The sequence below is a fragment of the Microbacterium sp. genome (assembly GCF_047602155.1).
In the GTDB taxonomy this organism is placed as follows: Bacteria; Actinomycetota; Actinomycetes; order Actinomycetales; family Microbacteriaceae; genus Microbacterium.
Genome location: NZ_JASGHZ010000001.1, coordinates 1785518 through 1798967, shown reverse-complemented (window position 1 = coordinate 1798967; position 13450 = coordinate 1785518). Strand labels below are relative to the sequence as shown.

The 13450-nt window shown below is 70.7% G+C and carries 12 protein-coding genes; 10 read left to right on the top strand and 2 right to left on the bottom strand.

Annotated elements, in window-relative coordinates:
- Positions 1–301 precede the first annotated feature (301 nt).
- Positions 302–2188, bottom strand: coding sequence for a phosphoenolpyruvate carboxykinase (GTP) (locus QM720_RS08170; protein ID WP_415125619.1), 1887 nt, complete (start codon positions 2186–2188; stop codon positions 302–304).
- A gap of 119 nt (positions 2189–2307) precedes the next feature.
- Here QM720_RS08170 and QM720_RS08165 point away from each other — a divergent pair, with 119 nt between their 5' ends.
- From QM720_RS08165 to QM720_RS08120, 10 genes are all read left to right on the top strand, one after another.
- On the top strand, positions 2308–3765 hold the full coding sequence (locus QM720_RS08165; RefSeq protein ID WP_415125618.1) for a helix-turn-helix domain-containing protein: 1458 nt from the start codon (positions 2308–2310) through the stop codon (positions 3763–3765).
- 76 nt (positions 3766–3841) lie between these two features.
- A complete protein-coding gene (locus QM720_RS08160) occupies positions 3842–4546 on the top strand; it encodes a hypothetical protein (RefSeq protein ID WP_415125617.1) in 705 nt (234 codons plus the stop codon).
- On the top strand, positions 4546–5169 hold the full coding sequence (locus QM720_RS08155; RefSeq protein WP_415125616.1) for a hypothetical protein: 624 nt from the start codon (positions 4546–4548) through the stop codon (positions 5167–5169). Before QM720_RS08160 ends, QM720_RS08155 begins: the two co-directional genes overlap by 1 nt.
- Positions 5166–5633, top strand: a complete 468-nt coding sequence (locus QM720_RS08150) for a hypothetical protein (protein ID WP_415125615.1) — start codon at positions 5166–5168, stop codon at positions 5631–5633. Before QM720_RS08155 ends, QM720_RS08150 begins: the two co-directional genes overlap by 4 nt.
- A gap of 14 nt (positions 5634–5647) precedes the next feature.
- On the top strand, positions 5648–6115 hold the full coding sequence (locus QM720_RS08145) for a hypothetical protein (RefSeq protein ID WP_415125614.1): 468 nt from the start codon (positions 5648–5650) through the stop codon (positions 6113–6115).
- A gap of 207 nt (positions 6116–6322) precedes the next feature.
- Entirely contained in the window at positions 6323–6562 is a 240-nt protein-coding gene (locus QM720_RS08140; protein ID WP_415125613.1) for a T6SS immunity protein Tdi1 domain-containing protein, read from the top strand.
- A 104-nt stretch (positions 6563–6666) separates the two neighbouring features.
- Positions 6667–7644, top strand: a complete 978-nt coding sequence (gene efeU / locus QM720_RS08135) for an iron uptake transporter permease EfeU (RefSeq protein ID WP_415125612.1) — start codon at positions 6667–6669, stop codon at positions 7642–7644.
- The gene (gene efeO, locus QM720_RS08130) at positions 7641–8870 is read left to right on the top strand and encodes an iron uptake system protein EfeO (RefSeq protein ID WP_415125611.1); all 1230 of its coding nucleotides are present in this window, start codon (positions 7641–7643) and stop codon (positions 8868–8870) included. The genes efeU and efeO overlap by 4 nt, the downstream gene beginning before the upstream one ends.
- Before the next feature lie 173 nt (positions 8871–9043).
- Positions 9044–10324, top strand: a complete 1281-nt coding sequence (gene efeB / locus QM720_RS08125) for an iron uptake transporter deferrochelatase/peroxidase subunit (RefSeq protein WP_415125610.1) — start codon at positions 9044–9046, stop codon at positions 10322–10324.
- Positions 10325–10755: 431 nt separating this feature from the next.
- The gene (locus QM720_RS08120; protein ID WP_415125609.1) at positions 10756–12114 is read left to right on the top strand and encodes an amidohydrolase family protein; all 1359 of its coding nucleotides are present in this window, start codon (positions 10756–10758) and stop codon (positions 12112–12114) included.
- A 334-nt stretch (positions 12115–12448) separates the two neighbouring features.
- Here the strand turns inward: QM720_RS08120 and QM720_RS08115 are convergent, their stop codons facing one another.
- Entirely contained in the window at positions 12449–13432 is a 984-nt protein-coding gene (locus tag QM720_RS08115; protein WP_415125608.1) for a methyltransferase dimerization domain-containing protein, read from the bottom strand.
- Between the last annotated feature and the right edge of the window lie 18 nt (positions 13433–13450).

Genomic DNA, 13450 nt, shown 5'->3' with positions numbered 1-13450 from the left:
CCGTGCGCCCTCATTCATCCGTCGCGAAACCCGGCTATCACGCCGGGTGACCACGATTCGCGACGGATGAAGCAACCGGCATCCCGTCCATCCGGCGCAAAACACGGCGACAGCACCGGATAGGCGCGATTCGCGACGGATGAGCGCGCAGCGCCAATCCGTGCGTCGGCCCGATTGAGGCGGCCACTCGACCCCACCCCTTACACTCGACCGGGCCGCTTGCGAACGGTTCGCAAGCGGCCCGGTCGTGCGCAACCGGCGGGGTCAACGCCACCACCTCCGCCGCCGCGCGCCGCCGGGCTCAGGCCTGCTGGGCGAGCTTGAGGCGGTAGCGCAGGGCGGCGAGCTCGGCGTAGAGCGGCGCCGGGACGCGGCCCTCGAACTCGCGGTAGAACTCCTCCGTGAGATCCGCCTCCTGCAGCCACAGCTCGGGGTCGACGGCGAACAGCTCGTCGAGATCCTCGGCAGGCACGTGGATGCCGGTGAGGTTCAGGTCCGACACCACCGGCAGGCGGCCGATCGCGCTCTCGACGGCGGGCACCTGGCCCTCGATGCGGCGGATGATCCAGTCGATGACGCGCGCGTTGTCGCCGAATCCGGGCCACAGGAACCGTCCGTCGGCGCCCTTGCGGAACCAGTTGACCTGGAAGACGCGCGGCGCGCGGTCGAAGCGCAGCTTCTGCCCGACCTTGAGCCAGTGGCCGAAGTAGTCGGCCATGTTGTAGCCGCAGAACGGCAGCATGGCGAACGGGTCGCGGCGGAGCTCGCCCACGGTGCCCTCGGCGGCGGCGGTGCGCTCCGACGAGATGTTCGAGCCCATGAAGACGCCGTGCGTCCAGTCGGTCGCCTCGACGACGAGCGGCACGTTGGTGGCGCGGCGCCCGCCGAACAGGATGCCGTCGAGCGGCACGCCCGCGGGCGTCTCCCAGTCGGGGGCGATCTGCGGGCACTGGCCGGCGCTCACGGTGAAGCGCGAGTTCGGGTGCGCGGCGGGACGCCCCGACGACGGCGTCCAGGGCTTGCCCTCCCAGTCGGTGAGCGCGGCGGGCACCTCGTCGGTGAGGCCCTCCCACCACACGTCGCCGTCGGGGCGCAGCGCGACGTTCGTGAAGATCGTGTTGCCCCAGAGGGTGTCGACGGCCGTGGCGTTGGTCGACTCGCCCGTGCCCGGCGCGACGCCGAAGAAGCCCGCCTCGGGGTTGATCGCCCACAGCCGCCCGTCCTCGCCCGGCCGCAGCCACGCGATGTCGTCGCCCAGCGTCTCGACGCGCCAGCCCGGGATCGTGGGGCGCAGCATCGCGAGGTTGGTCTTGCCGCAGGCCGAGGGGAACGCGGCGGCGAGGTGATACGCCTTGCCGGCCGGGCTGATGACGCGGATGAGCAGCATGTGCTCGGCCAGCCACCCCTCGTCGCGGCCGATGACCGAGGCGATGCGCAGTGCGAAGCACTTCTTCGCGAGGATCGCGTTGCCGCCGTAGCCCGACCCGAACGACCAGACCTCGAGGGTGTCGGGGAAGTGCACGATGTACTTCTCGTCGTTGCACGGCCACGCCACATCCTCCTCGCCGGGGGCGAGCGGCGCGCCGACGGAGTGCACCGTCCTGACCCACGCCGCCCCGGCGGCGATCTGCTCCAGCACCGGCGTGCCGACGCGGGTCATGATGCCGATCGAGCTGACGGCGTACGCACTGTCGGTCACCTGCACGCCGATGTGCGACAGCGGCCCGCCGACGGCACCCATCGAGAACGGCACGACGTACATCGTCCGCCCGCGCATCGAGCCGGAGAACAGGGGCGTGAGGGTGGCGCGGAGCTCGGCGGGGGCGACCCAGTTGTTGGTGGGGCCGGCATCCTCCGCGCGCTCGGAGGCGATGAAGGTGCGCGCCTCGGTGCGGGCGACGTCGCTCGGGTGCGAGCGGGCGAGGTACGAGCCGGGCCGCCACTCGGGGTTGAGCTTGATGAGCTTGCCCTCGTCGACCTGCTGGCGCAGCAGCGCCTCGTTCTCGGCGCGCGACCCGTCGATCCAGTGGATGCGGGCCGGCTGCGTGAGCGCGGCGATCTCGTCGACCCAGGCGTGCAGCTCTTCCAGCCCCTCGCCGACCGGACGCACCCCGTAGCCGCGCGCGACGGCGGGCGCGGCCGGCGCGGTGGCGCGAGCGGGGCGGGTGAAGAGGTCGGCGATGGCCATGTCAGCTCCTTGCGTATGACGAGCGCGTGCGTCGTTCGACTCCACTCTCATCCGCGGATGCCGCCTCTTACGCCAAAACAACGCGTTAAGAAACCGACTTCTTTCGCTATGCTCAAGGAATGCCGTCGTCGCCCCCGTCGTCCACAGCGCTCCAACTGTCGACTCTGGGCCACCGCATCCGTCATCAGCGCGTCTCGCACGGCTACACGCTCGACGACCTGGGCGCGATCGTGGGGGTCGCGGGCAGCCAGCTGAGCCTCATCGAGAACGGCAAGCGCGAGCCCAAGCTGTCGCTGCTGCAGGCCATCGCCACCGCCACCGGCACCGAGGTCGGCGACCTGCTCTCCCCCGAGCCGCCCAACCGCCGCGCCGCGCTCGAGCTGGAGCTGGAGCGCGCGCAGTCGTCGACGCTGTTCCGCAGCCTCGGCATCGCGCCGGTGCGCGTGACGAAGTCGACGACCGACGAGACGATCGAATCGGTGCTCGGCCTGCACCGCGAGCTGCAGCGGCGTGAGCGCGAGGCGATCGCCACCCCCGAAGAGGCCCGCCGCGCCAACACCGAGCTGCGCCTGCGGATGCGCGAGACCGACAACTACCTGCCCGACATCGAGAAGCTCGCCGAGAAGCAGCTGCGCTCCGCCGGCCACGGCTCGGGCGCCCTCACCCACCGCACGGTCAGCATCATGGCGTCGCAGCTCGGCTTCGAGCTGATCTACGTCGACGATCTGCCGCACTCGGCGCGCTCGGTGACAGACCTCGAGAACGGCCGGATCTATCTGCCGCCGGCATCCATCCCCGGCGGGCACGGCCTGCGCTCGATGGCGCTGCAGGCGATGGCGCACCGCCTGCTCGGGCACACGCCGCCGACCGACTACGCCGACTTCCTGCAGCAGCGGCTGGAGATCAACTACTACGCCGCGTGCTGCCTCATGCCCGAGACGGCGTCGGTCGCCTTCCTCGTGCAGGCCAAGAAAGACCGCAATCTCGCGGTGGAAGACTTCCGCGACGCGTTCGGCGTGACGCACGAGGCGGCGGCGATGCGGATGACGAACCTGTTGACGCGGCACCTCGGCACGCGCCTGCACTTCCTGCGCGTCGACGGCGCGGGCGCCATCAATCGCGTCTACGAGAACGACGAGCTGCCGCTGCCGATGGACGTCACCGGCTCGGTCGAGGGCCAGATCGTCTGCCGCCGCTTCGCCGGGCGCGCCGCGTTCGCCGAGCAGAACCGCACCGTCGAGCACTACCAGTACACCGACACCCCGGCGGGGACGTTCTGGTGCTCGGCGCAGACCGGCAAGACCAGCGACGGCGAGTTCTCCATCACCGTCGGGGTGCCCTTCGACGACGCCCGCTGGTTCCGCGGCCGCGAGACGCAGAAGCGGGAGACGTCGACGTGCCCCGACGAATCGTGCTGCCGCCGACCGGATGCCGAGCTGACGCAGCGCTGGGCCGGCAAGGCCTGGCCGAGCGCGCGCGTGCACATGCAGATGTTCTCACCGCTGCCCCGCGGCGCCTTCCCCGGGGTCGACGACGGCGAGGTGTACGGCTTCCTCGACCGCCACGCAGTGCCGTAGACGCGGGGATGGGTAGTTCTCCCCATTGTCAGGTGCCCCCGGTCGTCGTTTACGCTCGTTGAACGGAGGTGCGTTCATGGGCATGATGCTGCCGAACGAGCTCGTCTGGATCATGCAGAAGCTCGGCTTCGAGTGGCCTGACGTCGACGAAGACGAGGTGACCAAGGGTGCCGCGCTGGTGCGAACCCTCGGCACCGACCTGGAGGACGTGATCCAGTCGGTCGACCGCAAGATGAACGGCGACGTCATCGGCGCCATGCGCGGCCAGGCAGGCCCGGCGACGCTGGGCGCGTGGAACACGAACCGGTCGCAGAACCTGCAGAAGCTCGTCGACATCATGCCGCCGGCGGCGACGGCGATGGACGTCACGGCCGGGGCGATCACGGCGCTCAAGATCAAGGTCATCTTCGATGTCACGACCACCCTCGCGACGCTCGTGGCGATGCTGACCAACCCGGTGACCGCGCTGGGTGCGGGACCGATGCTGATCATCAAGAAGCGACTGCTGAACGCGGCCGTCGACATCGCGGTCGAGCAGCTGCTGGGTCAGGTCGCACCGATGCTGATCGAGCCGATGGCCGAGCACCTGCCCGCCGTGCTCGACGCGATCCTGGATGCCCCGATGGTGGAGGGCGCCGTCGGCGACTCGGACGAGTTCTACGCCGACCTCGAAGCCCTCGAAGACGCCCGCTCCGCCATGAAGCTGCACGGCGATGACATCCAGGCCGTGACCACCGCGTTCTTCACCGAGTTCTCCGCCCTCAACTTCGGCGGCGACTGATGAGCGGGCTCAAGCCCATCATCCGCGAGGCGCGCGAGGCTGTCGTGGATGCCGCACAGCACATGCGGGACAAGCTCCCGCGCCTCACCCACAACATCGACGAGCATCTCGACGACGTCGTCCGCCAGGTGAAGGCGAGAGACAAGTTCGACGACAAACCCGACCTCGCCGGCACCCCGACCACGCACCGCCCCGGTACGGGCAGGTCGCCGGCGTCGCCCGTGGCGGACACACGACGGCACGGCGTCGACCGGGGCGACGGCCGCGACGACTTCGGGAAGTTCGTCTCCGGCGACAACCGCCAATGGGTCGACAAGGAGAAGATCGGACTGGACAACGTCGCCAGAACGCACCGCGGCGAGCTTCACCGAGTCCACGTGCGGGCGGTGATCGAGGGGCGTCGTCTGGACGGCGCGTCCGCCGACCAGGGACGCTACTACGATGGGCTCATACGGAACGCCGACGGCACCTACACCGGCATCGAGGTGAAGAGCGGCACTGCGACACGGAACGCCGCGCAACGCGGGTTCGATGACGCCGTGAGCGTCGAGACACCCGCCATCGCAATGCTCGACGAGAAGCCAATCCGCATCGTCCGAGTGATATTGGAGACAGTCCCATGACCCCCATAACACATCTCAGGGAAGTGAACGGCTTCAGCCGCGGGCCGTTGCTTGACAGCTTCGAGCCCTACCCCGATCAGATTCGCTATTCGCTGAACCAGATGGACGGAACCTCCTTCTGGGCGTACAGCCTCTGGCGGGCGCCGGAGGGCGCGGACCTCCTCGAGGACATCCCGTTCTCGGAGGACTACATCCAGTGCGCCGGATCAGCATCGGCACTCACCGTCGAGCTGCGCGTCGTGGATGCCGACGGCGTCGCGCACCAGTACGTCATCGGCACACCCGGCACCACCCCGACCGGCGAACCCTCCGAGACCATCCCGTGGGACGACGGACGCCGCAGCACCCGCGTCTACCCGAACGAAGTGTTCACCGCCGACGAAGCCGCCGACATCTTCTACGCCTACTTCCTCACCAACACCATCCCCGACACCTACCAACGCCGCGAACTCCACCTCGGATAAGGCCCGCCCGCCCCATGACCGTAAGAACCCACATCCGGCAAATGAACGGCAGCGGCGGCGGGCCCCTTGATGACCTCATTCGCCCCTACCCCGACCAGATCCGCTACGCACTGAACCAGATGGACGGCACCTCCTTCTGGGCGCTGAGTATCTGGCGCGCCCCGGAGGGCGCCAACCTCCTCGAGGACATCCCGTTCTCGGAGGACTACATCCAGTGCGCCGGGTCAGCCGAAGCACTCACCGTCGAGCTGCGCGTCGTGGATGCCGACGGCACCGCTCACCAGTACGTCATCGGCACACCCGGCGCCACCCCCACCGGCGAACCATCCGAGACCATCCCATGGGACGACGGACGCCGCAGCACCCGCGTCTACCCCAACGAAGTATTCACCGCCGACGAAGCCGCCGACCTCTTCTACGCCTACTTCCTCACCGACACCGTCCCCGACACCTACCAACGCCGCGAACTCCACCTCGGATAAGGGGTTCCGCCGATGAGTGGCGCCTCTTGACACCCATCGATCGGCGGAACCTCATGCACCGGCATCGCGGGATGCGGACCTCGACAACGTCTTCATGAACGTGACCTTCCGGTAGGCAGAGCGCCATGGCGGATGTCGCCGACGTCGTCGCGCACGGGCCGGTCGACCCCGAGGTGATCGACCGGTACCGGGATCGGGTTCCCGACCATGGTGACCGGCCTCGGCAGCCTCACGGCATCCCTCTTCCTCCCGGGGCTGGACGGCGCCGAGCACCTGTCCGACGAGTTCGATGGGGATCTGTTCCCCGACGCCGTCGCCGCACACGGAGAACTCCCGTACGACCAGTCGTTCATCTTCGCGCCGCTGCTCTCGCTCGGCGGCACCGCCCCGGAAGCCCGCCGCGCGTTGAGCGGGCCCGGCGGCGGGTGTATCGTTGGTGCGTTGTGAGGGTCGCCTAACCTAAGGCGAACGGCGTCGCGACGCGATGGCCGCGCTCCCTCACGCAGCGACCGGGGGCGGAGCTCCCTCGGGCCTCCCATCCGAAAGACACCGTGCTCGCGACCTTCCTCATCGGCCTTCGCGAAGGCCTCGAAGCGGCGCTGGTCGTCGGCATCCTCGTGGCGTATCTCAAGCGGGTGGGCCGGCGCGACGTGCTCCCGCGGCTGTGGATCGGCGTGGGGCTGGCGGTCACGCTCGCGGTCGTGATCGGGGCGATCCTGACGTTCGGCGCGTACGCGCTGACGTTCCAGGCGCAGGAACTGCTCGGCGGGCTGCTGTCGCTGCTGGCCGTCGCGATGGTCACCTGGATGATCTTCTGGATGCAGCGCACCGCCCGCGACATGAAGCGCTCGCTCGAGGGCGAGGTCGACAAGGCGCTCACCGCCGGAGGCCTCTGGGGCATCGTCGCCATCGGGTTCGTCTCCGTCGCGCGCGAGGGCGTGGAGACGACCCTGCTGCTGTGGTCGATGGTGCAGACCTTCGGCGACAAGCCCGCGACGCTGCTGGGCGCACTCCTCGGCATCGCCGCGGCCGTCGTGATCGGCTGGCTGCTGGCCCGCGGCATGGTCCGCCTCGATCTGCGCCGCTTCTTCGCCTGGACCGGCGGCTTCCTCGTGATCGTCGCCGCCGGCGTACTCGCCTACTCGATCCACGACCTCCAGGAGGCGGGCGTCCTGCCCGGCCCGTTCTCCGCCGCCGCGACGATCGATCCCGCCACCGGCGCCGTCGGCGTCGGCTGGGTCGGGTTCCCCTTCGGCTGGGCGTTCGACGTGAGCGCGCAGTTCCAGCCGGGCGGACCGCTGCACGCCGTCCTGCAGGCCGTCGTCGGCTTCATGCCGCAGATGTCGTGGCTGCAGGTGATCGCCTGGGCGCTGTACCTCGCGGTCGTCGGCACGTTCTTCGTGCGCGGGCTGCTCCGCCGGCCCCGCACGATCGCCGCGCGCCCCGCTTCCGTTCCCGCCGCGGATGCCGCGGCATCCGTCCCCGCTGTGCCTGCACCATCGTCCCCTGACATCCAAGGAGCATCATGACCCGCACCCGTCCCCTGGCCGCCGCCGCGGCGCTCGGCGCCACGGCGCTGATCCTCGCCGGCTGCGTCGCGAAGACCGACGTCGCGGCCGCCGACGCTTTGACGGTCACCTCGACCGATTCGTCGTGCGACGTGTCGGCGGCGACCGCCACCAGCGGCACCCTGACCTTCGAGGTCGCCAACGAGAGCTCGCAGATCAGCGAGTTCTACCTGCTCGCCGACGACGGCCTGCGCATCGTCGGCGAGGTGGAGAACATCGCCCCCGGCGCCTCGCGCACCCTCACCGTCGTCGCCCAGCCGGGCGACTACTTCACGCTGTGCAAGCCGGGCATGGTCGGCGAGGGCGTCGGCCGCACCGGGTTCTCGGTGACCGGCGAGGCCGTGCAGGCCACCGGTGACGACGCCGAGCAGAAGCAGCAGGCCGTCGCGCTGTACGCCGCGTTCGTCAAAGACCAGGTCGAGCAGCTCGTCCCGGCCGTCGACGAACTCGTCGCCGCGTACGAATCGGGCGACGACGAGACCGCGCGCGACCTCTTCCCGACCACCCGCGCGTTCTACGAGCGCATCGAGCCGGTCGCCGAGTCGCTCGGCGACCTCGACCCGCGCATCGACTACCGCGAGGTCGACGCCGTCGCCGAGGGGCTCGACTGGACCGGCTTCCACCGCATCGAGAAGGATCTGTGGGTGCCGGCGCAAGACGCGCTGAACGCCGACGACGAGACCCCGGCGTGGCAGGACTGGCAGCCGTCGACGACCGAGGAGCGCGCCGCGTTCGGCGACCAGCTCGTGGCCGACGTCGCCGAGCTCAACACCTACGTGCACTCCGACGACTTCCTCGAGGCCCTCGACGCGCAGGGCATCGGCGGCATCTCCAACGGCGCGATCGGCCTGCTCGACGAGGTCGCGACCGGCAAGATCTCCGGCGAGGAGGACTGGTGGAGCGGCACCGACCTCTGGGACTTCGCCGCCAACGTCGAGGGCTCGAAGATGGCGTTCTCGCTCGTGAAGGACTTCGCCGTCGCGCAGGGCGACGAGGGCAAGAAGCTCGCCGACCAGATCGACACCGGCTACGCCGACCTCGAGGCGGCGCTGGCCGCCTACGGTTCCCTGGATGCCGGTTTCGTCAACTATCGTGAACTCACCGAAGACGACAAGCGTCAGCTCACCGACCTCATCAACGCGCTCGCCGAGCCGCTGTCGAAGCTGACCTCGACGATCCTGGAGTGACCACGGACACCAGCCCGACCCCGGATGCCGGTGGCCCCTCCCCCGCGGAGGCGTCACCGGCATCCGTCGTGAGCACACCGGCATCCGTCTCGAACACAGGAGATTCGGCGAAAACAGGACGATCTGCCGCGGATCGTCCTGTTTCGGGTGAATCTCCTGTTCTCGGTGACGGGATGCCGGGGGGCTCCGGCACGGGGCTGAGCCGGCGGGGCCTGCTGGGACTCGCGGCGGGCGTCGGCGCCGCGGGCCTCGCCCTCGGCGCCGGGGCGGGGGCCGCCGCGGGCGTCGCGGTGGGGCGCGCCCGGGCCTCGGAGGGGGCGGCATCCGTCCACGAGTTCTTCGGGGCGCACCAGGCGGGCATCACGACTCCGGTGCAAGATCACCTGCACTTCGCGTCGTTCGACATGATGGCGCGCACCTCGCGCGACGACCTCGTCGAGCTGCTGCAGGACTGGTCGTACGCCGCGTCGCGCATGACGCAGGGCCTCGACGTCAGCGCAACCGGCGCCGTCGGCGGCGACCCCGAGGCGCCGCCCGACGACACCGGCGAGGCCCTCGGGCTGCCGGCCAGCGCACTGACGATCACCTTCGGGTTCGGGCCGACCCTGTTCGTGGCGAGCGACGGCACCGACCGCTACGGCCTGGCGGCACAGCGGCCCACCACGCTGGAGCGCCTGCCGTCGTTCCTCGGCGACGATCTCCTGCCCGGCATGTCCGACGGCGACCTGTGCATCCAGGCCTGCGCCGACGACCCGCAGGTCGCGGTGCACGCGATCCGCAACCTCAGCCGCATCGCCTTCGGGCGGGCGCGGCTGCGCTGGTCGCAGCTCGGGTTCGGGCGCACGTCGAAGACCACGACCGGCCAGGCGACGCCGCGGAACCTCTTCGGATTCAAGGACGGCACCGCCAACATCCTCGCCGACGACACCGCCGCACTCGACGCGCACGTCTGGGTGGCAGACTCCGACGAGCCGGCGTGGCTGGCCGGCGGCTCGTACCTCGTCGCCCGCAAGATCGCGATGCGCATCGAGACGTGGGACCGCGTGCGCCTGAGCGAGCAGGAGCGCATCGTCGGCCGCGACAAGGCGCACGGCGCTCCCCTGTCGGGCGGAGTCGAGCAGACCACCCCCGATTTCGAGGCGACGGATGCCGCGGGCTCCCCCGACATCGACGTGCGCAGCCACGTGCGGCTCGCGCATCCCGAGTTCAACGACGGCAACCGCATCCTGCGTCGCGGCTACAACTACGTCGACGGCAACACCGACCTGGGCCAACTGGATGCCGGCCTGTTCTTCCTGTCGTACCAGCGCACGCCCGACCAGTTCGTCGCGCTGCAGCGCACGCTGTCGACCGACCTCATGAACGAGTACACCCAGCACATCGGCTCGGGCATCTGGGCGATTCCCCCCGGCGCCCGCGCCGGCTCCTACGTCGGCGCCCCCCTCTTCGCCTGACGCGGGGTCAGCGATGCCACGCCCGCGCGGCCGGGTGTTCTCGACGACGCGCCGCGCGCCGGCGTCCGACGCCCCGAGTCGCAGGCACCGCCCCCGAATCGCCAGCCACGGCACGACGCCACACGAGTTTCGGACGCTTCAAGCGTCCGAAACAGTCCGGGAGCGAGTTTCGGACGCTCGAAGCGTCCGAAACTCGGCGGGTGAGGGGTGCGGCGGCGGGTGAGGATGCCGCGGCGGGTGGGGATGCGGCAGGGGGTGAGGGTGCGGCAGCGGGCGACGGGTGCGGTAGCGGGCGACGGGTGCGGCGAAGGGCGAGGATGCCGCGGCGGACGAGGATGCGGCGGCGGGCGGCGTCCTGGTTCGACCGAGACAAATGTCCCATCCGCTCCTTCTTTCGTCTACAATAGTGGAATAACGAAGGAGCGGCTGTTGTGAGCGACGATGTGGTCCTGATCGGCGGGGCGATCCGCCTGTTCGACGATTCCGGGACCACGGCGCGCGCACTCGCGATCCGGGGCGGCGTCGTCGTCGCGCACGACGCCGAAGCCGAAGCCCTCGCGGCCGGCGCGTCGCGGGTCATCGACCTCGACGGCCGCACCGCGATCCCGGGCATCAACGACGCGCACCTGCACGCCGCCTGGCTGGGCGCGCGCTGGCCCTCGCTGTTCTTCGGCGACCACGAGGCCTCGCACGACCACGACGGCGCGCTCGTGACGACCGCAGCCGAGCGCCGCGCCGCGCTGCAGCGCGCGTGGCGGCTGTTGGCGTCGTTCGGCATCACGAGCTACACCGAGCCCGGCATCGGTCCGGGCGAGGACGACGGACCGACCGGATGCTTCGGCACCGGCATGCTCGACGCGTACCTTCAGCTGCATCGCGAGGGCGCGCAGACCGCGCGCGTGACGCTCCTGCGGCTGTTCGGCACGATCGACGGCGAGAGCGACCTCGACGCGTTCCGGCGCGGGCTGGAGCTCCCGGTCCCCGCGACCGACCCGCGCTGGCTCGCGATCCCGGGCGTCAAGATCTTCGCCGACGGCATCCCGCCCATGCGCACGGCGTGGGTGCGCGAGCCCTACGTCGACGGCGGTGTCGGCGAGCTGCTCACGCGCGGCGGCGACGCGCCGCTCGACGCGTTCACGCAGATGGTGCGTCTCGCGCACGAGCGCGACCTGCAGATCGCCGTCCACGCCACGGGCGACGCCTCCATCGACGCGTTCCTGAGCGTCCTGGAGGATGCCGCGCAGGAGAATGCCGCGACACCCCGGCATCCGCACTACGTCGTGCACGCCGACCTCGCCTTCGACGACCTGCTCGCGCGCATGGCGCGCCTGGGCGTCGGGGCGGCCGTGCAGCCGCTCATCGCCGCCTTCACGCACGCGTGGGCCAGCGCCCAGCTCGGCGCGGAGCGCGCGAGCCGCGCCTGGCCGCTCGGTGCGATGCTGGAATCCGGCGTGCTGACGACGATCACGAGCGACGCCCCGATCGCGACGCCGGACTGGCGTGCGAGCATCGACGCCTCCGTGCGCCTGCTCGGCGATGCCGGCACCGCCGACGACGAGGCGCTGCGGGCGGCGCTGCTGCGCCGGCTCACGGTCGACGCCGCGCGCCAGGACGGCGCGGCGGACTGGAAGGGCGCCCTCACGCGCGGTCAGGCCGGCGACGTGTGTGTGCTGTCCGGCGACCCGCTGCGCGCGGGCACCGTGGTGTCGGAGCTGACGGTCGACCACACGATCGTCGCCGGCCGGGCCGTCTTCGAGCGCGGCGTCACCCCCGACGTCGACGCCGCCTGACGCGCGGGGATCTCGTCGCCGTCGGCGAAGACCTGACACTCGTTGCGGCCTCACCGCGCGCGAAGGCACGACTACTGCCAGGTCAATGGACGCCGCAGGACCCCGCCCGCCAAAACCTGGCACTCGTTGCGACCTCACCGCGCGCGAAGGCACGACTACTGCCAGGTCAATGGACGCCGCAGGACTCCGCCCGCCAAAACCTGACACTCGTTGCGGCCTCGCGACCCGTCAACCCACAACCACTGCCAGGCAAGTGGATGCCGCGAGATGCTGCCCGGGCAGCGCGAAAGGGGTGGATGCCGCATACCCGCGGCATCCACCCCCAGCGACGTCGTCAGACGGCGGTCGCGACGAGCACGCGCGGGCTGCCGGGCAGCGCCACCTTGTCGCGGACGTCCCAGCCGGCCTCGGCGAGCCACGAGCGCACCTCGGCCTCGGGGTAGACGACGGTGCCGTCGATCACGAGGTACTCGCCGGCGTGCACGGCATCCAGCGCGCGCTGCTCGGCGTCGTCGTCGAGGAAGAAGTCCAGCACGGTGAGCGTCGCACCGGGCACGGCGGCCGCCCGCAGGCGCCGGAAGATCTGCCGGTTCTCGTCGGCCGAGAAGCGGTGGATGACGTGGTTCGCGAACACGGCGTCGTACGCGCCGGCGGGCTCCGCCGTCGCGGTGTCGGCGAGCTCGATCGACGTGCGGTCGGTGAGCCCCGCCGCGGCCACGGCGTCGACCAGACCGTCCTCGAAGCCGGGCGCGTAGACGAACGTCGTGCGCAGGCCGGGGGTGGCCTGCATCGCCGCGATCGCAAACGCCGCCGACAGACCGCCGAAGTCGAGCGCGTTCGTGGCGCCCGTCAGGTCGATGTGGCGGCCGAACTCCTGCCCGTGCAACCGGTTGTAGGTCATGACGCCGGCCATGAAGGTCGCCCAGCGAGCGTCGTCCATCTGCAGGTCGCCCGGCTCGGTCGTGTCCACGGTGTGCCCGAACTGCAGCCAGTGCGGGTAGCTGATCTCGCTCAGGAACGTGAGGAACGGCGCGAGGTCGATGACGGCGGCGTCCCCGGTGAGGTACGCCGCGGCATCCGGGGCGAGCGCGTACGCGCCGTCCGTGCGGGTCAGCAGACCCTTCGCGGCCATCGCGTCGGCGAGGATCCGCGCCATGCGGGCACTCACGCCGGTCGCGGCGGCGATGCCGTCGGCGGTCTGCGGGCCGCCCTCGAGCGCGGCGAACAGTCCGATGCGGCTGGCTTCGAACAGCTGCTTGGCGGCCATGTAGCCGGTCGCGATCTCGAGGATCCGCCCGGCATCGGGAGTCGTGGACATGAGGTGCCTTTCTCTCGG

Excerpts from the sequence above, each read along its gene's own strand:
- QM720_RS08150 (WP_415125615.1), top strand. The coding sequence starts at position 5,166 with ATGACCCCCATAACACATCTCAGGGAAGTGAACGGCTTCAGCCGCGGG.
- QM720_RS08170 (WP_415125619.1), bottom strand. The coding sequence starts at position 2,188 with ATGGCCATCGCCGACCTCTTCACCCGCCCCGCTCGCGCCACCGCGCCG.
- efeO (WP_415125611.1), top strand. The coding sequence starts at position 7,641 with ATGACCCGCACCCGTCCCCTGGCCGCCGCCGCGGCGCTCGGCGCCACG.
- QM720_RS08115 (WP_415125608.1), bottom strand. The coding sequence starts at position 13,432 with ATGTCCACGACTCCCGATGCCGGGCGGATCCTCGAGATCGCGACCGGC.
- QM720_RS08160 (WP_415125617.1), top strand. The coding sequence starts at position 3,842 with ATGGGCATGATGCTGCCGAACGAGCTCGTCTGGATCATGCAGAAGCTC.
- efeB (WP_415125610.1), top strand. The coding sequence starts at position 9,044 with ATGCCGGGGGGCTCCGGCACGGGGCTGAGCCGGCGGGGCCTGCTGGGA.
- QM720_RS08140 (WP_415125613.1), top strand. The coding sequence starts at position 6,323 with ATGGTGACCGGCCTCGGCAGCCTCACGGCATCCCTCTTCCTCCCGGGG.
- QM720_RS08165 (WP_415125618.1), top strand. The coding sequence starts at position 2,308 with ATGCCGTCGTCGCCCCCGTCGTCCACAGCGCTCCAACTGTCGACTCTG.
- QM720_RS08155 (WP_415125616.1), top strand. The coding sequence starts at position 4,546 with ATGAGCGGGCTCAAGCCCATCATCCGCGAGGCGCGCGAGGCTGTCGTG.
- QM720_RS08145 (WP_415125614.1), top strand. The coding sequence starts at position 5,648 with ATGACCGTAAGAACCCACATCCGGCAAATGAACGGCAGCGGCGGCGGG.